Raw genomic sequence first — 19,811 nt, forward strand, 5'->3', positions numbered from 1 at the left:
AAGCCTCTCACCAAGCCTATTGTCAGTTTTATATGGACGTTCGACCACCTCCAAAATGAATAGACACCCAATTTGGTGCCCTTTTTTCGCCCGTGAAAGCATTTTTCGCGGGCTTTTTTCTTTAAGTTAAGTATGAACGCTCTGGATCAACTTTTTTTTGTCAACCTTTCGGATTTGGAGGTAGTATGTGAATCAATAAGCGGAGACAGTGCTAGCAACTCTAAAACATTTTTTTCAAAGATTTCATCCGCGTGTCTTACCCAATCTAAAAACTTTTTTTGAGCAAACATAGGCTCGATTTCATATAAAAATTCAATACTAAAGTAAAACTCATTTTTGATAGGCAAATTGTACACTCTTCGATAGTCTTTTTTATACTCCAAATTTCCTTCTACATATTTTGAAAATGTATTTTCACCAATCTTGATATCTTGGCATTTGATTGGAGGGTAACCACGAAGAAACTCTCCTACAAGGAACTCTTCTTTCGCTCTCTTTTTTTCTTCGTTTATCGGGTCCATTCCCCAACGATGATTTGCGTACGCAATGGCATCATTCATCAACTCTGTATGATCACCTTTTCGAGAGCCGTCAGGTGACTCTACAGCATGATAAAAATCCACGTACTCTTTCTCTATAAATGAAGATAGTTCATTAACACTAGTAATATATTTATCTGAAGATTTAATCCTTAACCGAATATATAAACCACCTTGTTTATTGATTGGTAATAGTGGATTTATTATTTTATTTTGAAAAGAGAAATAAATCGTGGCCAATTTTATAAACTTTTCATGCCGCTCTACTTTTGAATCAATATTGAACCGTTGTAATTCAATAAAATCTTGGTATACATGTCCTTCATATATGTTGTTCGGACACTCAAATGACAGCACTAAGTCATCTATCTGGAATACATTATGTAACAAGTGTGCAAAATCTGGTTTCCCTCTAAAACCATCTTTACACATTTTAATAAAACTCATATGTCTATCTCTTATTCTTCAAATATGCATCAATACCTTTAAACGAGAGCCTGCAATATGAGTTCTAATTCAAGTAAAGGTAAGCCACATACTAAGGTATTATGAAGGTCAAAAAGGAGATCGGATCTTTTCTAAATTTTAAATATCTAACATCACCTCCACTTTACTGAAATCTACACTTTTAAAAGTTACATCCGCTCCATCCAGCAATAGCTCATCAAACACGCCAACTATTGATAATGAGCTTGAGGATCTGATCCCTACCCATGAAATGAGAAACAAAAAAGCCAGCCTTAAAAGGCTGGCAAGTAGAGCAACAAGGTCAGTGCTTACTGCTAACTAACACCGAACTCGTATTGGATTCATTTTCGTCTGTTAGTCTCTTTTATCGGCGTTTATGACTTGCTTGCTTTCTCTTTGTGGCACGTTACCTTTACTAACTGTTCTTGCTCATCTTTAATGTTTTTCACGATACGCTCATCACGTGCGTGAATGGCATCCATGTTCATTTGCTGAATATCTGCTATAGCTTCATGTTTCATCTCAGAAAAGTCCTGACGTAAATCTGAGCTCCACTCCTCTTTGTCTAAAGTGTTAGCAGCAGCGATCGGTGATGACATTACAGCAATAAGACTTAGAGTAGATAGAAATACGCTTTTCATAATAAGCTCCTTGAGGATTAGCAGTTAATTTTAATTACAACTTATATATTGCACATACGATGCCAACTTTTATTTTGTTATTTTTCAACAACTTAAACAAACCCTCATGTTCAACGTTATCTTCGTCTGGTAAATTTCGCTAACCAAGTGTCAAATTAACCATACGAATTTAAAACATTAGAAACATACACATTAGAAATACTTTGTCAGGCAGTTTTCTCATCAGATAACTACGTAACTGCCCACTAAAAAATCACTTTGAATCAAAATGCGGAAACAAAAAAGCAGCCCGAAGGCTGCTCCTAATCGTTAACATCAAGCTTGTTAACTCGATACGCTTGCTTCAACGCTCGACGTCACTGGCGACTTTCTGAAACGATTAATCAAACGATGGATAAACCTCTTAATCGATCTGAAAATATTTTTCATATCTTCAAGCATTAAATACAAACAAGGCACCAACACTAAAGTCAGAACCGTTGCGTACAACACCGCAAAGCCCAAAGCGACAGCCATCGGTATGACAAAACGCGCCTGCAAACTCGTTTCAAACATTATCGGCAATACACCCGCAAACGTCGTTATTGAGGTGAGCGTGATAGCTCGAAAACGAGCACAACCCGCCTCAACAACCGCTTGTTTGATGTTCATACCCTTTTCTCTCACTTGGTTTACGTAATCTGTCATAACCAGAGAGTCGTTGATAACCACGCCAGCAGCGGCGATCAAACCAAATGTCGACATCATACTGATGTCTAAACCTAGCCAGAAATGGCCCCAAATCGCCCCCGTCAGACTAAACGGAATGACGGACATTACAATCAAAGGTTGGGTATAACTTTTTAACGGTACAGCTAACAAGATGTAGACGATGATCATGCCTGCAATAAAGAACAAAATCTGTTCATTACGCTGCGCAGCCTGCTCTTCAATATCACCACCCAATTCTGTTTTCACACTCGAGAACGCTTGCTTCATATCCGGTAAGATATTGTCGTCAATGACCTTCACGATTTCTTGAGGTTCAACCAATTCTTCGTCTATCGAACCATAGACATAAACGGTTTGATACCCGCCTTCACGTCGAATGCTACTCACGCCCGGCTGCTCGTTGATCTTCACCACATCACCTAGCATGACCTTCTTACCTGCTGGTGTGGTAATCACAGCGTAACGCAATGATGAGAATGCTTCACGCGTCAATTGCGGGTAACGCACCATAACTTTAATTTCTTCACCATCACGAATAATGCGCTGTGCTTCGCCACCATAAAAGCTGCCACCAACTTGCTCTGCGATCATGGTAAGATCCAGACCGAGATCGTACGCTACAGGCGCAAGAGACAGGAGTACTTCTTTGCTTCCAGAATCAATAGAAGATGAAATATCATATAACCCTTCTTCCTGCTGTAAACGCTCTATCAAGTAACGCCCAGCCTCGTTGAGCTCATTGATGTTAGAACCAAACAACAAGTAGCCAAACTCATCCCTGTCACCACCACCCGCACTCTGCTCGCGGATTTTGATGCTCTTCATACCTGGAATAACAGGCATAGCTTCACGCCAACGTCGAGCCAGTTCAAATGTATTGAACGGGCGTAACTCTTCATCAACCAGAGGTACTAATACACGACCTTCGGTGCGGCTTCTGTTGTACGACAGCACATCACGAATCATTCCTTGACCATGTTCTGCAATGGTCTCAGATTCGATCTTTTGCATGACACGTTCAATAGTCTTGAGTGCACTGATTGTCTGCTCACTTGAAACGGTATCATTCATTTCAATAGTGATCGCAGGATAGTCAGTCGGCACTTTAGGGTTAGGGATCACCCGAACATAATTCGCGTTGATCAAAGCCGCGCTGATCAGCAGTAAACCACAGAACACCGCAAACACTGTCCAGCGCCAATGGGTGCATGTTGTTACAAAGTTACGATATGGACCATTTACAAAACCAAAAAAACGTTGGTTAAATCGGTCACGCCAGCCACCTGGTTTAACTGGCTTAAAATGGGTATGCGCCAAGTGCGCTGGTAGGATCAACTTTGATTCAATCAAACTGAAGATCAAACAAAGAATCACGACCCCCGCGATACCATAAAAGAAGGCACTATCAATACCGCTAGACAACAAGAAAGGGGCAAACACCGCAATTGTGGTTAACACACCGAAAGTGGCTGGTGTGGCAACACGTTTTACACCACGAACCACGTTTTCGACGCCACCGCCTTTTTCTTCAATTTCGCTGTAAGCGCTCTCTCCCATCACGATGGCGTCATCAACTACAATACCGAGCACCATGATGAAAGCGAACAGCGAGACGATGTTCACTGTAATACCCAAAGCTGGCATCATCATCACCGCACCAAGGAAACACACTGGTAAGCCGATCATTACCCACATAGCCAAGCGGAAACGTAGGAAAATGGTCAGCATAATCGCGACTAATGCAGCGCCTTGCAGCAAGTTTTTCAACATCATGTCGAGACGCCCATTTAAATAATAAGTCGTATCAACCAAGACTTTGAGCTTAACATCCTGCGGCAATGTCTTGTTTTTTGCTTCAATATAATTACGAACGGACTGTGCAACAGGGATAATGTTCTGATCACGAGTTGCTTCAACAGACATGTAGATCGCATTTTGACCTGAGTATTCAAAGTAGCGCTCTTCTTCCGTAAAGCCATCTTTTATTGTGGCAATATCTTGCAACAGAACCTTTGCACCATTTGCGCCAAGCTTTACAGGAATATTTCTAAACTCATCACCACGGTAGTATTGGTTTTCAATCCTTACTGCAATCATCCCTGAGTTTGTTTTTACTTCGCCCGCAGAAAAGTTGGCTGAGTAACGGCTGATCGCGCTGCTGATATCGCTCAACGTCAGGTCGTATTTACGAAGAACAAGTGGGTCAACTTCAATCGCTATTTCTTCTTCTGGCGCACTCAGATACACCAGCATGACGTTTTCTAACTGAAGTAATTCATCTTCGATTTGCTTAGCAATCGGTTTAAGCTCCTCGAGCGGTCGGTCCCCGACTAATCCCATTTCGATTACATCTTGGCGCCATTCAACTTGGTAAACATTGATTGGTTCCATACCCGCTGGTAAGTTAGACAAGGTATCAATACGTTGATTTACATCATCTAAGACACGCTTGATATCGGCATTAACGTCTACCTCGATAGAAACATACGCGCTACCTCTAGAGGCCGTTGAGACTGCTTTTTTAATCCCGGTGACGTCTTTAATCGATTCCTCGACCTTAACGAGAATACTCTCTTCTATCTCTTGAGGAGAAGCGCCAGGATAAGCCGCACGAACATCAATGTAGTTCACCTCAATATTCGGAAACATCTGCCTTTGAATAAAGAGAAAACTCACCACACCCATGATAATGATGAACACCATCAAAAGGTTGGCAGCGACGGGGTTATTCGCAAAATAGGCAATTAAGCCCTTTTGTTTAGTATCTTCCATGACAAACTCCTACTTACTGTACGACGGTTTCGGAGTCGTCACTCTTTTTTGCGATTTGTACCGCCATGCCTTTTTGAGGGTACTCTGGTAAGGTCAGTACCAACTTATCACTTTGCTCTAAGCCTTCGCCCACCAGCAAAAACTCACCTTCTGCTCTCAAAACCGTGACAGTTCTGGGTTGAAGTTGATTATCGCCATTCACCACCCACACGGTACGGTTTTTAACTAATTCCTGTGGCAAGCGGTAGATGTGCTTAAGTTCCTTACCAGTGAAGCTCACTTCAACGTAGGAGCCGAATTTAATTGGAGGCTGCTGGTTATCGACACCGTATGGGTCCGCGATTTGAATGACCATGTTAATCATTCGGGTAGCGCTATCAATCATGCCTAGATCACGAACTACTCGACCTTCTCTAGTGGTAGAAAACACACCTTGCTGCGTCACTGTCGCAGTGAGTTCACCAATGGATTCGGGTAAAAATGCACTATCAAAACCGGCAATGGGTACGTGCACCTCTGCCACTTCGATGTTGTTTAACGTGGCAACTCGAGAACCAGATGTAACAAATTGACCAACACCAATATCACGCTCAACAACCAGCGCATCGTAAGGTGCAACTACTTTGCAATTTTCTAACTCTCTTTTTGCTCGTTTGAGTGCCGCTTGAGCCGACTTCACTTGCGCTTGTGCGCTCAAAACGTGAGGCTTGCGTAAATACAGATCCGTCACTTGCTTATCGCTCAGTCTCTTTGCCTGACGTTTTGCCACTTCGGCTTTCGCTTGTTCCTCAATCAAGTTTGCGCGTGCACTAGCTAAATCGGCTTCAGCTTGTAAAACCGACGCTTCATAGTTGTCACTTTCAATTGTGAAAAGAACCTCTCCTCGTTTTACGATGCCACCCGTCACAAAATTCGGGTGCCAACTTTTAACTTCACCACTAACTTGCGCGGAAAGGTGTGTTTTTTCAAAAGGGACTAATTCACCGTGACTGGTAATCACCACTTTGTGATCGGTAGGAAAAAGAGAAGAAGCCTGAACAGTAGGTTCTGTAATTGCATCTTTGGTTGACTCTTTTTCCGGCGCAGTTGCGGCAATTGCAGCATATCCTGCATAAGAGCCTCCAACGACGACGAAGGGTAAAAGCCAACGTAATATGGGTTTTGCTAACATCGAAAATCCTTTTTTATTGTTGTTTTCAACACCACACTTTTATTCAGTCCATTGCTCCCGGTAAGCATGGTGGTGAGAGAATTGAATTTGAATAAACATCAAAGCGGCACTTGCCTAGTCTTTTAAGCAGCGAACTAGATAGTTATTGCCAATTCAAAGTTAATAAAATTAACAAAAAATTAACCAACTGCGCAAGTTGCTCTGACTTAACTTTTATTCTAAACAGCAAATGACATGCCAAGCATTTATTTATTAGAAATCATATGGTTATATAAAAAGCATTATTTTATCCAGTGTGCTATTGGTCATAATCACCAGATATTAGTGATTATGACCAATACGGCCATAATGATAATTAAAATAAATGATTATCTGCGCTCTAAAAGTTGAACTTAGTGCAGGCTCTATGGCAATTCATTGATTAATCGCTCGTTATCAAACGGTTCTGGGTGCATGTGGCGTCAGCTTAAGTCTATAATTTGGAGTAGGTAACACTCTGTAAGACAAGGAAATGTGCTTTGTTACAAACGCTCGCCAAGTTGCTCTTCCCCTCGCTGCTCACTATTTTATCGGCATGCTCATCCGTATCGTTGAATGACGCCAGTGAAAAGTCCACCAGCTTTCAGCTCGGTTATCAAAAGGATTCTGTTCTTGCGCAGTACTTTGAAGCTTACGGGAGAGACCCTAAGTCCATAACTGGCTTTGCACCGTTAAATCAGGGACACGATGCCCTTCTTGCTCGAACCTCTTTGATCGAGTCCGCCCAGAAAAGCCTTGATCTTCAATACTATATTTACCGTGGTGACGAAACGAGTCAGCTAATAACGTGGCGCTTGTATGAAGCGGCAAAGCGTGGTGTTCGAGTAAGGCTGTTGCTTGACGATATGCAAAAGCGAAACGACGATGTGATGGCTGCCCTCAATGCACATCCTAATATAGAAATCCGCTTATTTAACCCGCATCAGTATCGCGACTCCCGTTGGTTCGCTCTTGCTAGCGATTTTGAACGTCTTAATCGTCGTATGCACAATAAGTCTCTGATTGCAGACAGTGTTTCCGCCATTGTCGGAGGTAGAAATATCGGCAATGAATACTTCTCTTTTGAATCGCAAGTTGAGTTTGGTGATTTTGATCTTCTGCTCTATGGTGAGGCGGTACAACAAACTGCCGATCAGTTCGACCTCTACTGGAATAGCGCCTATTCGATACCAATGGAATGGATTACACCGAATTCACAGCAAATTACCGACCAAGCGATTCAAAAGCAGGTCAATAAACTCCGGTTAGAGGAAAAGTTTTCAACCGGCCGCTATGACTTCACTCAACTGGATATGTACCAAGATCTAAAACAAGGCAAACTCAAGCTCTACTGGGGAGAAGCGAAAGTATGGTTTGATCTGCCCGATAAAGTCGCGACCCGAGAGAGCCAACTTATTGATAATTTAACGGAGCTGGTTAAAAGTGTTGAGGATTCATTTGTGCTCATCTCTCCCTATTTCGTTCCAACTGAAGTAGGTACTCAAGCATTAAGTAACGCGGCCAAGCGAGGCGTTGATATCACGATTGTGACCAATAGCCTCGCGTCTAACGATGTGTTTGCCGTGCATGGTTGGTACGCAAAATATCGAAAAGATCTACTCGAAGCTGGAATCAAGCTTTGGGAAGTAAAAGCGAGCGCAAAACTCAAAAGTAAGTGGAGCCTCACGGGGAGTAGCAGAGCAAGTTTACACGCTAAAGCAATGACGATTGATAACAAAACACTTTTCGTTGGTTCGATGAACTGGGACCCACGTTCGGCCGCTTTGAATACCGAAATGGCCGTTGTTATCGAACAGCCAGAATATGTGCAAATGTTTCTAGAACAACTGCCGAATCAACTGTCGAGTAACGCCTATGCCTTAACTCTGCGCGACGGGGACATTGTCTGGACCGACGTAAAAACAGGCGAAGAATACGACTCCGAACCAGAAGCAGGAGTATGGCGAAAAATGGGCGCTTGGTTCTCCGGAATATTACCGATTGAAGATCAGCTATAACAGCTGCCAATACTGCAAACCTCCCCAGTCAAGCAAAACAAAATGGACGCTAGTTTTGGGCAGGGGACACAACCAACATAAGGAAGTTCAATGCCAGCGCAATGGAATGAATACTATCAGAAAATTTTAAGCCAACCTCACCGCCCAAACGTGGAAAATGCCGTAAACCAACTTAAGATAGAAGGCAAAGTCGCTCTTGATATTGGCTGCGGAATAGGTCGAGACAGCCACTTTCTACTCGAACAGGGATTTAAGGTTCACGCATGTGATAGCAATGAAGATGCAGTAAAAACTTGTTTAACACGCTTTGAAGGTAATAAACGATTTTCGGTTTCGCAGTGCTGTTTTACTGAATTTAATTACCCTCAGTGCAGCTTGGTTATCGCAAATGCCAGTTTGTTCTTTTGCCCTGATACAGGCTTCAAACAAGTCTGGACAAAAATAGACAGCGCATTACAACCGGGCGGTATCTTCTGCGGCGATTTCTTGGGAGTGAAAGACTCCTGGGTTACCTCCGAAATGCACCCAAACATTACCGCATTAACAAAAAAGGAAGTGGAAAGCTTATTCGAAGGTTACGACCTCATTTCATTGCATGAAAGAGATGAAGACGGGACCACTGTAGTAGGAAGCCAAAAACATTGGCACATGTTTAGTGTGACCGCTCGAAAGCGCTAAAAATGGTCTCTCAGTAAAGAAAGCAGCACTTCAAATCAGTGCTGCTATCAGAGATTAATTGACGGGATACACCACTTCAAAACGCTCTAAAACCAGCGTACGTTTCTCATGCCAATCGATGTTCAACTCATCGCATTCAGCTTTAAAAAATGCAGTATGAGCATCACGCCACCAGTTTAAGGTTCTATCACCTTCGCCTTCTGCGTAGGCAAACTCTGCGGTTACATTCTCATATTTGCATGTACTTACGTCAGTAATTCGTATCACGCAAACCGGGTCCCCATCCCAATTCGTCACTACTTGTAAATGACCGACTTGGGGCATGGTTTCACCATGTTCTCGATACCAAAGCTCCAAACTGCACGATGCAGTTTTCTGTCCAATACGAACCAAGTCTGCGCATACATTCGCGTTGTATTCATCGGCACAATAATAGTCAGCACTGACTGATGGTACAGCTTCCCTTTGTTCTGGTGATAATAATTCTAGGAATTGTTCTAAGTAATCCTTAGCTCGCGCGTCCATGCTCACTCCATTAATCATAAATTCGCAAGGAGGATAAAAGATATCACAACAAATAACCACCAGGAACAAACTGAAAAACAACAAGAATATGACTTCTACGAAGACGACTGTTATTTCTTTTGTAATAACTTTGCTAAACGTTTGTGCTATTTGCTATTGTTGCATGGTCTATCTGTACTCTTCTCGTGAAAGGACGTTATATGCGCTTATTTATTGGTATTTTTTTCTCGCTGATACTTGCCTTGCCAACAATGGCATCGGAGGAAAAGTATTCAGAATCGGATCTGTTAGATAGACCATTAATGGAACGCTATATTTTAGATGAACTAAAAGCGCTGCGTCAGGACTATCAAAGCCTAGAAAAGCGAATGATCACAGAGATCACCGATCGCGAGCTAACGGTCGCAGATAAATCGTTGAACTATGCCAACGTGACCGTTACATACTTCTTCTACATCATTGCTGGTGTCGCATCTCTGATTGCCTTTGTCGGATGGCAATCTCTGCGTGAGTTTAAACACAACACCAAAGAGATGGCTGATAAACGATTGGAGAAGATCGCCCAAGAATACGAGAAAAAGTTTGTCGCCCTTGAGCGAGATTTAAAACGCAAAACTCGCATTATCAGTGAAAACAACAAAGAAATTGAGAAAATCAACGAGATCCATAACTTATGGCTACGTGCACAAAGCTCTCAAACTCCAGAGCAACGTATCGAAATCTATGATGAAATCTTGTTAATTCGTCCAGGTGATTTAGAAGCGTTGACGTACAAAGCCGACGCAGCGATGGAAATCAACGAATACCATTGGGCACTTAGCATTTGTAACCGCGTACTTGAAGTCGATTACACCAACGGCCCTGCACTGTATCAACGCGCGTGTGCATACTCTCGCCTTGGTATCGAAGAGCAAGCTATTGAAGACTTGGAACGCGCAATTGAATACAGCCCATCCATTCGTGATTTACTTGCCGAAGAACGAGACCTCGAATTGCTGCACGGTAATGAGCGTTTTGAAAAGCTCTTACATCTAGCAAGCGAATAATGGAATAAACAGCATGAGCAGCCACTTTAATCTAGAAGACGCTAGCCAAGTATTGGTTGGCGCTTTTGCCCTAGCAGTCCCGATCTCATTTTCGGAGGAAGCGTGGCGATTGGGTGAGAGCCTACCAATGGCAAACTTGCTCATGCTGTTAAGTCTTTCTGTCATTTTCCTCAGTTTTTTCGCGTATCAAAGCGTGTTTCAAAGCCACATCAAGAATCGCGTATCCATCTTTATTTTTCGTGTGGTTATCGCGTACCTCATTGCGGCCGTTGTGGTAGCGTTAGTTCTTTTCTGTCTTGATAAACTGCCACTCATGAATGAGCCTTTGGTTGCGATAAAACGCGTTATCGTCATCACAATGCCTGCTTCGATGGGCGCGATCGTAGTCGACAGTTTCGACAAAGAATAGAGATAATCGCTACTCTTCTTCTAACGTTAAGTTCGACCCCGAGTGGTCTTTCCCTAATACATCTTCTGGGTTTCGCAGTGCGCAGGTTTCTAACGACAAGCACCCGCAGCCAATGCATCCGCCTAAATCGTTTTGCAACGCTTTAAGTTTTTGAATCTTTTGTTCTAACTGTTCATGCCAATGGCTTGCCATTTCTTCCCATTGCGCTTTGTTAGGGGCTTGGTGTTTCGGCAGTTCATCTAACGCATGTTTAATTTCTTCTAACGACAACCCAACTTGCTGCGCTGCTTTGATCACCGCAACACGGCGCAACACACTGCGATGGTAGCGACGCTGATTACCTTGATTTCTCCAACTCGAAATCAGTCCTTTTTGCTCGTAAAAATGTAGGGCAGATACTTTCACTCCAGAACGTTTTGCCACTTCTCCTACGCTGATTTCCATCCTTGACTCCCTGTGTATCAATTTTGTTAAAAAAATGCTTTACCTCAAGCTTACTTGAGGTTTTAAAGTTGCACCATCTTAATTAACGCTAAACCCCGGCGATCTCAAGATAATGTGTTCAGCGCGAACGACTTGGTTGTTAAACACAAGACAGTTGGACATCAAGCTTTTGAAACTCATCGGGAGTTAGAGGCAAACATAATGAAAAATAAAACTCAGCCGTACTTAGCTGGCCGCTTCTTCGACAGCATTTCCTCTGGCTTATTCATGATGGCGCTGCCATGGGTCATGCTTTCCGAACCTAACATGGGTACATTCGTCGCTTTAGTTTCTCTGAGCTGCACCGCGATTTCTTTTCTGGCTACGCCTTTCTTTTCCACTTTAATTGACCGACATTCACGCAAAGTACTACTCGTGCTCAATCAATGGATTCAATCGGGTATGGCTTTGGTGGTGTTCATTGCTTATTGGTTAGGGTTTGAGTCACACTGGTTGCTGGCTTTTGCGCAATTGGTGTATTGGGTTTCGAGTAATTTTGCATGGACGACCAACAACGCCTTCACCCAAGAAAATTATCAGCACCATGAGTATGCGAAAATTTCGGGTCAGCAAGAAATTGTAATGCAATCCACAACCCTCGGAGCTGGCGCGTTGGGTATTGTTTTGCTTGAAATGTGGGGTATGAAAGAGTTTGCTTTGTTTGCGGCCAGCGCCTCTGCGTTAGCAGCGATGTTCTATATTCTGACGCCTTATACCCAACAATTAAGGGCGTCAAAATCCGTTGCTTTCATCGCGCAACTCAAAGAGAGCAAACAAATATTCCGTCTCGAACCCCGATTTTATGGCTTTATTCTGCTCTCTTGCCTCTCTTATCCTGCATTGACGTATTTGAGCAAACTGGTGCCGATTTGGTTTTCTGAACAAGGCATCTCTGGCGATTGGTTTGCAGGGTTCAACATCAGTTTTGGCCTCGGCTCGTTGCTAACCGGCTTTATTGTCACCAAAGTGCTAAGCCGTGCCTCCCATAGCCACATTATGTTCGCTTCGATGGTTATGGTATCTTTTGCGCTTATCGGGATGAGTTTTGCGATGAGCCCGCTGACCATCTTATTGTTTACGGCGCTGTTTGGCGTATTTAACGCGCTAAATCGCATTGCGAGAGTCAACTGGATGCATCACACCGTAGCGGTTCATCAACGAGGTCGCGTCGATGGCGGCATCAGCATGTTTGCCACCACCATTCAATCTCTCAGTTACGTCCTGATTGCAATGTTGAGTCATTACGAACTAACACAATACGGTTTTGCAATCGCAGCTGCTGTCATGGTGTTAGCAGTGATTTTGATGGGATTACTCAGTCGAGACGTCGAGCCGTTTAACGACCTGCCCCTTCATGCAGCAGCAAAGTGAAGCATAGAAATTGAGAAGTTGAGAAATTGAAAAAGCGAGATAGGAAGGCAACCAACATCGTCTTCCTATTTTTTACGCCAGCACTTTTACCTCTATCGCTTATCAGCAAGGTTGGGTATTCTGAGGTGACCAACATGAGCAGAAGGAATTCGCAGTGAATTTAAGGCAATTAGAAGTCTTTTACGCCATTATGCAAGCAGGAACGGTGTCTGGTGCGGCTCGCTTACTACACGTTTCCCAGCCCAATGTAACTCGAGTTCTCGCCCATACAGAACAACAACTGAGCTTCGCTTTATTTGAGCGTGTAAAGGGGCGTCTCGTTCCCACTCAAGAAGCCAAAGCCTTATTGCCAGAGGCTGAAAAAGTCTATCAACAACTCGGACAATTTCGCTCTCTGACCAACAAAGTCAAACAGGGAACTCAACATTTACGAGTCGGTGCCCCGCCTGTTTTGGCCGCACACTTGTTAGCGCCGACTGTCGCGTTGCTGTCGAAAGAGCACGGCATCTCCTTTGAGCTCTTAACGGCCAATCGCGATGAGCTGTGCTCAGGTTTACTGAAACATGAATTGGATGTCGCCATTGCGTTCGGTGAAGAAACGCCACCAGCGATCATGGGACACATGTTATTAAAAGAAAACTTGGCGCTAATTGCCCCTAAAAGCGCAGCGATACCCACAGAAAAAACCGTCACTTTAGAAGAACTCATCAGTCACGATTTACTCATTATCGGTTTAGATAGCCGAGACCCTTTGGGTCTATTGCTGCATCAAACCTTATCAGCGCGTGACGAGCATTATCAACATGCCATCACCGTCCGCAGCTACTCCGCGGCGGCTGAACTGGTGAAAAACGAAGCAGGATTCGCAATTGTAGACCCTTGGACTGCAAAACAATATCGCCAAGATAATGCCGTTTCCGTGCATGCTTTGGAGCCAAATATGTCCTTCTCCGTCTCTATTTTATTCGCAGAGCACACACCTCAATCCATTGCGACAAAGCAATTTATCACCGCCCTAAAACAACAGATGGGTTAAAGGTATAACCTGAAGTTATACCTGCCTAACAAATAAGCATTCGGTTTCCTAAATCAGTCTGGCTACATTAATGAGCAATAACGATGACGAAGGGAACCATCATGCAAATTGCTCAACCTTACCTACTCTTTCTTGGCGATGTAACCGATCCACTCGCAGCAAAAACCGCGCGTGGCATATACCAATGGCGACCTGAGATTTGTCTTGGCCAAATCCGCCTGACGCCAGAAACCGTATCGCTTGGTTTAACCGACATGACACTACAACAAGCGCAGCAGCAAGGAGCAAAAACGCTGGTGCTCGGCACGGCAAATCCAGGAGGCGTCATTCCCGAAGCTTGGCAAGCAACCTTACTTGAAGCGGCAGAGATGGGATTTGAAATTGCATCGGGCATGCACCAACGTTTGGCGGAACTTTCTCCTCTTGCCGATCTAGAACAACGCGGATTAACCAAACTGTATGATGTTCGCCATTATGATGCCCCGCTCAAGGTCGGCAATGGCAAAGCTCGCGCAGGCAAGCGAGTACTTACTGTAGGAACAGATTGCTCCGTTGGCAAAATGTACTCTGCCCTCGCCATTGAGCACACATTAAAGCGTAAAAACTGTCGCGCAGAGTTCAAAGCAACGGGTCAAACTGGAATTCTCATCGCAGGCAGTGGCATTTCAATTGATGCCGTAGTTGCCGATTTTATCTCCGGCGCAGTAGAAACGATCAGCCCTGAGTTCACCGATCACGATTGGGACATCATCGAAGGGCAAGGTTCGTTATTTAACCCTTCGTTTGCTGGCGTAAGTTTGGGCTTACTTCACGGCGCACAAGCTGACGCTCTGATACTGTGCCATGAGATTGGTCGCCCGCACATCCGCAACTTACCACATGCGAGCTTGCCAACCATTGAACAAACGATAGAAGCGAATCTGGCCGCTGCTCGCCTAACAAATCCAAACGCTCAATTAGTGGGTATTTGCTTAAACACTTCGGCGCTCAGCGAAGAAGATGCTGCCCAGTTATGCCAGGATTGGAGCGACAAATACCAAGTGCCCGTCACCGACCCTGTACGTTTTGGCGTTGATGCGGTTGCAGATAGGCTCCTTACGATTTAAGAAACATTTACGGTTTAGAAAATAACTGCGGTTTAGGGAAAACTAGTGAGATGAAAATTCATGTAGAACCTGTCACGATTGCCATGGCGACACCATTTCGCATCTCTCGCGGCAGTCGGACAGAGTGCCACGTAGTCCGAGTGACAATTGAACATCGAGGCATGACCGCCCAAGGTGAATGCACGCCATACCCTCGTTATGGTGAATCGGTTGAATCGGTGATTAAGGCGATTTCTCACGCCGCACATGAACTGCAAAGTTTGTATGCCAAAGGCGAAGCTGATGTCATGGTTCTCAAAAGCCAGCTTCAATCGTTATTGCCCACGGGGGCGGCAAGAAATGCATTGGATTGCGCCCTTTGGCATCTTCACGCGCTTTTGAGCCACAAGCAACAGGTTCACGACCTCTTTACGTTACCAGAGGCGATTGTGACGGCGATGACGGTTTCTATCGACACGCCGCAAGCGATGGCAAAACAGGCGCAGGATTACCTTAGCCAAGGCGCAAAACTGCTTAAGGTAAAACTGGATGGTGAACACGTGCTTGATCGCGTTGCCGCAGTACGCGATGCTGCGCCGCACGCGCAAATTGTTTTAGATGCGAATGAAGCATGGCAAAGCCTCGACCTCGCGACGGTATTTGCTCAACTCGAACCGCTAGACATCACCATGATCGAACAACCGTTGCCACAAGACTGCGATGACGTACTCGCCAGCATTCCGCACCCCATTCCACTTTGCGCCGATGAAAGTTGTCACACCAGAGAGCAATTACATCAGCTGGTTGGAAAATATGAAATGGTGAATATTAAGCTAGATAAAACTGGCGGGCTCACTGAAGCACTATTATTAGCCGACGACGCCCAAAAACTCGGTTTTAGCCTCATGTCCGGTTGTATGTTGGGGACGTCGCTTGCGATGCGCGCTGCCTTACCCATTGCTGCTCAGGCAAGCGTTGTCGATCTTGATGGCCCGGTGTTGCTCGGACAAGATGTAACGCCAAGCTTGGTTTATCGCGACGGCGAAATCGTTCTTTCCAAATAGCCTAAAAAATCCAGAGGTTTTGCTCCAAAAGTCAGAACCTCTGAGTTTATGATCTCGATTAAAAAACAATCAGCCCCATCATGAAATAAGTCACATAAATTATATGGTTATTGAGGCATGCTAAGATTCCAGTAGTCCAAGAAGGTGGTCTTATGCATCGAGTCATCCGGAAAATGACGTGGAAAACGAATAGGCGGTAATCCCGCCCTACTCCAATGCAGTGCGTGGGTTTCTATAACAACCCACTTCCTAGCAATTCGTAGGTTTTTCACGCCATCTTGCAAGGAGGCTCTATGCCTATCAACAAAATACGCAATATCGCTTTTGTCGGCCAAACCGGGACCGGTAAAACCACGCTGATAGAAAAACTGCTCTTCACCTGCGATGCCACGCACCATTTAGGCAGCGTAGAAAAAGGCGATACCGTTACCGACTTCGACCCTCAATCCATCCAATATCAACACAGTATTGAAGCAACGCCAGTCGCACTGCGCTGGAATAAACACCGGCTCAATATCATCGATACTCCGGGACAAAACGAGTTACTTGGCCGTACTATCAGCGTTTTTCCTGCCGTTGAAACATCTGCCCTTGTCATCGACCCTCAAACCCCACTTAACCAAACTTCCGATCGCTTATTCACCTTTGCTAAAGAGCAGCAAAAATGTCAGATGATCATCATCAATAAGCTCGATAACCACGGTAATCAGTTAGAAAGATTGATGGAGAACATCGTTGAGCATTTTGGTGACCACTGCTTGCCGATCAACTTACCTTCGGCTGACGGGGAATCTGTAGTTGACTGCTATTTCGAACCAGAATTGGGACGAGAAACCTTACTTACGACGGTAGATGAAGCTCATGAGACCTTGATTGACCAAGTTATCGAAGTCGATGAAGAACTAATGGAACTGTATCTGGAACAAGGCTCCGAACTCACCGCAGAGCAACTGCATGATCCGTTTGAAGAAGCACTGAGAACTGGACATGTGATTCCGGTCTGTTTTGTCTCAGCACAAACCGGCGCGGGCGTCGAGCTGCTGCTACGCACCTTGGCGGAGATCATGCCCATGCCAAACGAGGGTAACCCTCCTCTACTGGAAAAGAACGGCAAAAAAATCAAAGTAAATTGCGAAACCTTAGAGCACACCGTCGCACACGTGTACAAAGTCAGCGTCGACCCATATATGGGAAAACTTGCCTACTTACGTGTGTATCAGGGTGAAATCAATGCGGGCAGCCAGCTTTATATTGGCGAAAGCAACAAGGCATTTAAAGTTGGGCACTTATATCAACTGCAGGGCAAAGATAGAACCGAGATCCCTCGCGCGCTTGCAGGCGACTTCTGCGTTTTAGCCAAAGTGGATGATCTCGAATTCGATTCAATCGTTCATGACTCTCACGAAGAAGATGGAGTTCAACTCAAAACGTTGGACCTTCCTGACTCCATGTATTCTTTGTGCTTGAAGCCTCTTAAGCGTGGAGATGAGCAAAAATTAGGAGATGTGCTGAATAAAATTGCCAGTGAAGATCCTTCGCTGCGCATCGAACATCGCGCTCGCACCAACGAAACCATCATCAGCGGCCAAGGGGAGTTTCACCTCAAAGTCGCATTAGAAAAGATGGCGAACGTGTACAAACTGGACGTCGAAACCTGCCAACCAAGCGTCGAATACTTTGAAACCATCACCAAACCTGCCGAAGGGCATTATCGACACAAAAAACAAAGTGGCGGTGCAGGCCAGTTTGGTGAAGTGCAATTGAAGGTTCGTCCACTCGAACGTGGTGCCGGATTTAAGTTCATCAACAAAGTAGTGGGTGGCGCCATTCCAACCGCGCTCATTCCTGCTGTTGAAAAAGGTATTTTGCAAGCGTTAGAGGAAGGCGCGATTTCTGGCAACCCAATTAAGGATGTGGAAGTCACCGTTTATGACGGTAAATATCACTCCGTCGATTCGAAAGAAATTGCGTTTGTCATCGCAGGTAAGAAAGCCTTTTTAGATGCGATTAACAACGCCGATCCTATTGTGCTAGAACCCATTGTCCAGATGGAACTGCACATCCCAACCGCGAACGTTGGCGATGTTTCTGGAGATTTATCTGGAAACCGAGGCTTAATCGAAGGCACCGAGCCAATCGACAGTAGCTTCACCTTACTCAGAGCCAAGTCACCAGTAAACGAGCTGCAAGATTACGCTCGTCGATTACGAGCTATCACGGGTGGTGAAGGCAGTTTTAGTATGACTTTAAGCCATTACGAGCCCGCGCCACCAGCAGTGCAAAAACAGGTCTGCCAAGGCAGTGCACAACAAGGTTAATTCCCTACGATTCAAATCAATCACATAAACAAAAAAGCGCCCTCATTTTGAGGGCGCTTTTAGGTAAAAGAAAAATTATTTATCGAGAGACAAACCTATCTGACTGATTTTGCTTTCAAACTCTTCGATGCTGTTCGCTTTGTAAGTCGGAGCACCGTTAAAGTAGCGCGGTTTCTCTGGCAGCATCGCATTTTTCAGCTCTTGTTCTTGATCGATATTGTCATGGTAAACCGTTACACGATTTGGAATATCCTGCTTCATTACAGCCATTTTGGTTCTCCTTTATTAAGACGAATAGTAAGCGTAGAACGAATTTATCGGAGTACAGGCGAGACTGTGTAAAATTTAGACACTCACAGCAAAATCATATTTAAACAGTTGCATTTAATATTTTTGAGGCACTTTGTCGTGGCTATTGGCAAACGTGAGTGCAGCGATTAAGGTGAGCTCTCTCTACATGAAGACAGGAAGTCCGGTGTCGCAACAAGAATTCAACCAAATGGGCAGTGCCAAAGTTTTTCTCATCGAAAAAGATGGCGTCCAAGTAATAGAAAAACGTAACCCTACTCAAATAGAAGTGGCGTTTTATCAACGCTATGCCGAACAGTTTAACGCGCTTGGAATACACGTACCGCGCTTGATTCAATTCGACGACCAGAAAAACGTTCTGCACATTGAATACGTTCCCCACGCAGTCGAGCAAGCATTCTTACTTGAAGATGATCGAGTCATTGAACAACTCGTCAAACTGCACCAACTTCCACCAACATCAGATGGTGTTTATCACCGCCACCAGTGGACACCACAAGCGACTCAACAAGCACTCGCTACACTTGAACTGGGCTCAGAGACAGAGCAGTTCTTCCACAACCTCCAACAACGATCGGCGCATCTTTTCGATGGACAGAACTTGATCTCCGGAGACTCGAATGCTGGAAACTGGGGACAGCGCGAAAATGGCGAGCTAGTGCTGTTCGACTGGGAACGCTTTTCTACAGGGCATGTCGCGATAGATTTAGCGCCGCTCATCGAGGGCATGGGCACATTTGATGATTACTTGAACGTAGCAGGCAAGTATATAGAGTGCGCAGAGAAAGGTGAAACAACAGAATTGGCGCGCGATATCGGACTAGCAAAAGCGTGGATCGTTGTCGAGGTAGTCAACATACTGGTCTCCAGAGAGAATCCGCAGACCAGCAAATATTTGGACTGGTTTCGGCAAACCTTGCCGCAATGGGCCAAAAGCCTTAGCGCTCAGGTGATGAGTTAGGCTCTGAGATTTGATATAAACGCCTTTCAGGTTCTGCGCATGAGGTTTCGCAGTTGCATACTTTATCAACACCGACGTTGTTTAAACCGCCGCAACTTCCTTGAATACGCTTGTTATGAAAAATGACGCCAAGTGACATCAACAAAATGATTGCGAGAAAACCAAGAAAGGTAAATAACCAAACCATA

The 19,811-nt window shown here is 44.7% G+C and carries 18 protein-coding genes; 10 read left to right on the plus strand and 8 right to left on the minus strand.

The features are described from left to right. Positions 1–146: 146 nt before the first annotated feature. The 4 genes from R7E51_RS01495 to R7E51_RS01510 form a co-directional block, all read right to left on the minus strand. On the minus strand, positions 147–986 hold the full coding sequence (locus R7E51_RS01495; RefSeq protein ID WP_206957450.1) for a DNAase: 840 nt from the start codon (positions 984–986) through the stop codon (positions 147–149). Positions 987–1,381: 395 nt separating this feature from the next. Then, positions 1,382–1,648 carry a hypothetical protein gene (locus R7E51_RS01500; RefSeq protein WP_005373876.1) on the minus strand — a complete coding sequence of 89 codons (267 nt, stop codon included), beginning with the start codon at positions 1,646–1,648 and terminating at the stop codon, positions 1,382–1,384. Positions 1,649–1,972: 324 nt separating this feature from the next. Further along, positions 1,973–5,131: an efflux RND transporter permease subunit gene (locus tag R7E51_RS01505; RefSeq protein ID WP_021707692.1), complete on the minus strand. Its 3,159-nt coding sequence runs from the start codon at positions 5,129–5,131 to the stop codon at positions 1,973–1,975. 13 nt (positions 5,132–5,144) lie between these two features. Continuing rightward, entirely contained in the window at positions 5,145–6,302 is a 1,158-nt protein-coding gene (locus R7E51_RS01510) for an efflux RND transporter periplasmic adaptor subunit (protein ID WP_017819797.1), read from the minus strand. A gap of 518 nt (positions 6,303–6,820) precedes the next feature. On the opposite strand from R7E51_RS01510, the gene R7E51_RS01515 reads away from it, so the two are divergent. Beyond that, positions 6,821–8,338 (plus strand): phospholipase D family protein, encoded by a 1,518-nt coding sequence (locus R7E51_RS01515; RefSeq protein WP_017819796.1) that lies wholly within the window; start codon positions 6,821–6,823, stop codon positions 8,336–8,338. 90 nt (positions 8,339–8,428) lie between these two features. After that, positions 8,429–9,016: a class I SAM-dependent methyltransferase gene (locus R7E51_RS01520; RefSeq protein ID WP_017819795.1), complete on the plus strand. Its 588-nt coding sequence runs from the start codon at positions 8,429–8,431 to the stop codon at positions 9,014–9,016. 54 nt (positions 9,017–9,070) lie between these two features. Here the strand turns inward: R7E51_RS01520 and R7E51_RS01525 are convergent, their stop codons facing one another. Next, positions 9,071–9,541: an ASCH domain-containing protein gene (locus R7E51_RS01525; protein WP_017819794.1), complete on the minus strand. Its 471-nt coding sequence runs from the start codon at positions 9,539–9,541 to the stop codon at positions 9,071–9,073. Positions 9,542–9,741: 200 nt separating this feature from the next. Between R7E51_RS01525 and R7E51_RS01530 the strand changes: the two genes are divergently transcribed. Together R7E51_RS01530 and R7E51_RS01535 are read left to right on the plus strand one after the other, a co-directional pair. Next, the gene (locus tag R7E51_RS01530; RefSeq protein ID WP_005373890.1) at positions 9,742–10,587 is read left to right on the plus strand and encodes a tetratricopeptide repeat protein; all 846 of its coding nucleotides are present in this window, start codon (positions 9,742–9,744) and stop codon (positions 10,585–10,587) included. 13 nt (positions 10,588–10,600) lie between these two features. Beyond that, the gene (locus R7E51_RS01535; protein WP_005373896.1) at positions 10,601–10,996 is read left to right on the plus strand and encodes a DUF2391 family protein; all 396 of its coding nucleotides are present in this window, start codon (positions 10,601–10,603) and stop codon (positions 10,994–10,996) included. 9 nt (positions 10,997–11,005) lie between these two features. Here R7E51_RS01535 and soxR read toward each other — a convergent pair whose 3' ends face one another. Continuing rightward, complete coding sequence (soxR, locus tag R7E51_RS01540; RefSeq protein WP_005373898.1) at positions 11,006–11,440, minus strand: redox-sensitive transcriptional activator SoxR; 435 nt, start codon at positions 11,438–11,440, stop codon at positions 11,006–11,008. 201 nt (positions 11,441–11,641) lie between these two features. On the opposite strand from soxR, the gene R7E51_RS01545 reads away from it, so the two are divergent. The 5 genes from R7E51_RS01545 (at position 11,642) to fusA (ending at position 18,353) form a co-directional block, all read left to right on the plus strand. Continuing rightward, positions 11,642–12,850 (plus strand): MFS transporter, encoded by a 1,209-nt coding sequence (locus R7E51_RS01545; protein WP_017635140.1) that lies wholly within the window; start codon positions 11,642–11,644, stop codon positions 12,848–12,850. Between the two features lie 154 nt (positions 12,851–13,004). Further along, positions 13,005–13,886, plus strand: coding sequence for a LysR family transcriptional regulator (locus R7E51_RS01550; protein WP_017819793.1), 882 nt, complete (start codon positions 13,005–13,007; stop codon positions 13,884–13,886). A 101-nt stretch (positions 13,887–13,987) separates the two neighbouring features. After that, the gene (gene dgcN / locus R7E51_RS01555) at positions 13,988–14,992 is read left to right on the plus strand and encodes an N-acetyltransferase DgcN (RefSeq protein ID WP_005373907.1); all 1,005 of its coding nucleotides are present in this window, start codon (positions 13,988–13,990) and stop codon (positions 14,990–14,992) included. A 50-nt stretch (positions 14,993–15,042) separates the two neighbouring features. Then, a complete protein-coding gene (dgcA, locus tag R7E51_RS01560; RefSeq protein WP_017819792.1) occupies positions 15,043–16,035 on the plus strand; it encodes an N-acetyl-D-Glu racemase DgcA in 993 nt (330 codons plus the stop codon). A 293-nt stretch (positions 16,036–16,328) separates the two neighbouring features. Beyond that, positions 16,329–18,353: an elongation factor G gene (gene fusA / locus R7E51_RS01565; protein WP_206957448.1), complete on the plus strand. Its 2,025-nt coding sequence runs from the start codon at positions 16,329–16,331 to the stop codon at positions 18,351–18,353. A 75-nt stretch (positions 18,354–18,428) separates the two neighbouring features. On the opposite strand, the gene R7E51_RS01570 is transcribed toward fusA, so the two are convergent. Next, positions 18,429–18,623 (minus strand): hypothetical protein, encoded by a 195-nt coding sequence (locus R7E51_RS01570; protein WP_005373920.1) that lies wholly within the window; start codon positions 18,621–18,623, stop codon positions 18,429–18,431. Between the two features lie 187 nt (positions 18,624–18,810). Here R7E51_RS01570 and R7E51_RS01575 point away from each other — a divergent pair, with 187 nt between their 5' ends. Further along, positions 18,811–19,623 (plus strand): aminoglycoside phosphotransferase family protein, encoded by an 813-nt coding sequence (locus tag R7E51_RS01575; RefSeq protein WP_049872752.1) that lies wholly within the window; start codon positions 18,811–18,813, stop codon positions 19,621–19,623. Here R7E51_RS01575 and nqrM read toward each other — a convergent pair. After that, entirely contained in the window at positions 19,601–19,810 is a 210-nt protein-coding gene (nqrM, locus tag R7E51_RS01580) for a (Na+)-NQR maturation NqrM (RefSeq protein ID WP_017635136.1), read from the minus strand. The genes R7E51_RS01575 and nqrM overlap by 23 nt on opposite strands. Position 19,811: the final 1 nt, after the last annotated feature.

The organism is Vibrio sp. Vb1166 (assembly GCF_033338695.1).
Classification (GTDB): domain Bacteria; phylum Pseudomonadota; class Gammaproteobacteria; order Enterobacterales; family Vibrionaceae; genus Vibrio; species Vibrio alginolyticus.

Excerpts from the sequence above, each read along its gene's own strand:
- R7E51_RS01495 (WP_206957450.1), bottom strand. The coding sequence starts at position 986 with ATGAGTTTTATTAAAATGTGTAAAGATGGTTTTAGAGGGAAACCAGAT.
- R7E51_RS01500 (WP_005373876.1), bottom strand. The coding sequence starts at position 1,648 with ATGAAAAGCGTATTTCTATCTACTCTAAGTCTTATTGCTGTAATGTCA.
- R7E51_RS01505 (WP_021707692.1), bottom strand. The coding sequence starts at position 5,131 with ATGGAAGATACTAAACAAAAGGGCTTAATTGCCTATTTTGCGAATAAC.
- R7E51_RS01510 (WP_017819797.1), bottom strand. The coding sequence starts at position 6,302 with ATGTTAGCAAAACCCATATTACGTTGGCTTTTACCCTTCGTCGTCGTT.
- R7E51_RS01520 (WP_017819795.1), top strand. The coding sequence starts at position 8,429 with ATGCCAGCGCAATGGAATGAATACTATCAGAAAATTTTAAGCCAACCT.
- R7E51_RS01525 (WP_017819794.1), bottom strand. The coding sequence starts at position 9,541 with ATGGACGCGCGAGCTAAGGATTACTTAGAACAATTCCTAGAATTATTA.
- R7E51_RS01530 (WP_005373890.1), top strand. The coding sequence starts at position 9,742 with ATGCGCTTATTTATTGGTATTTTTTTCTCGCTGATACTTGCCTTGCCA.
- R7E51_RS01535 (WP_005373896.1), top strand. The coding sequence starts at position 10,601 with ATGAGCAGCCACTTTAATCTAGAAGACGCTAGCCAAGTATTGGTTGGC.
- soxR (WP_005373898.1), bottom strand. The coding sequence starts at position 11,440 with ATGGAAATCAGCGTAGGAGAAGTGGCAAAACGTTCTGGAGTGAAAGTA.
- R7E51_RS01545 (WP_017635140.1), top strand. The coding sequence starts at position 11,642 with ATGAAAAATAAAACTCAGCCGTACTTAGCTGGCCGCTTCTTCGACAGC.
- dgcN (WP_005373907.1), top strand. The coding sequence starts at position 13,988 with ATGCAAATTGCTCAACCTTACCTACTCTTTCTTGGCGATGTAACCGAT.
- dgcA (WP_017819792.1), top strand. The coding sequence starts at position 15,043 with ATGAAAATTCATGTAGAACCTGTCACGATTGCCATGGCGACACCATTT.
- fusA (WP_206957448.1), top strand. The coding sequence starts at position 16,329 with ATGCCTATCAACAAAATACGCAATATCGCTTTTGTCGGCCAAACCGGG.
- R7E51_RS01570 (WP_005373920.1), bottom strand. The coding sequence starts at position 18,623 with ATGGCTGTAATGAAGCAGGATATTCCAAATCGTGTAACGGTTTACCAT.
- R7E51_RS01575 (WP_049872752.1), top strand. The coding sequence starts at position 18,811 with ATGAAGACAGGAAGTCCGGTGTCGCAACAAGAATTCAACCAAATGGGC.
- nqrM (WP_017635136.1), bottom strand. The coding sequence starts at position 19,810 with ATGGTTTGGTTATTTACCTTTCTTGGTTTTCTCGCAATCATTTTGTTG.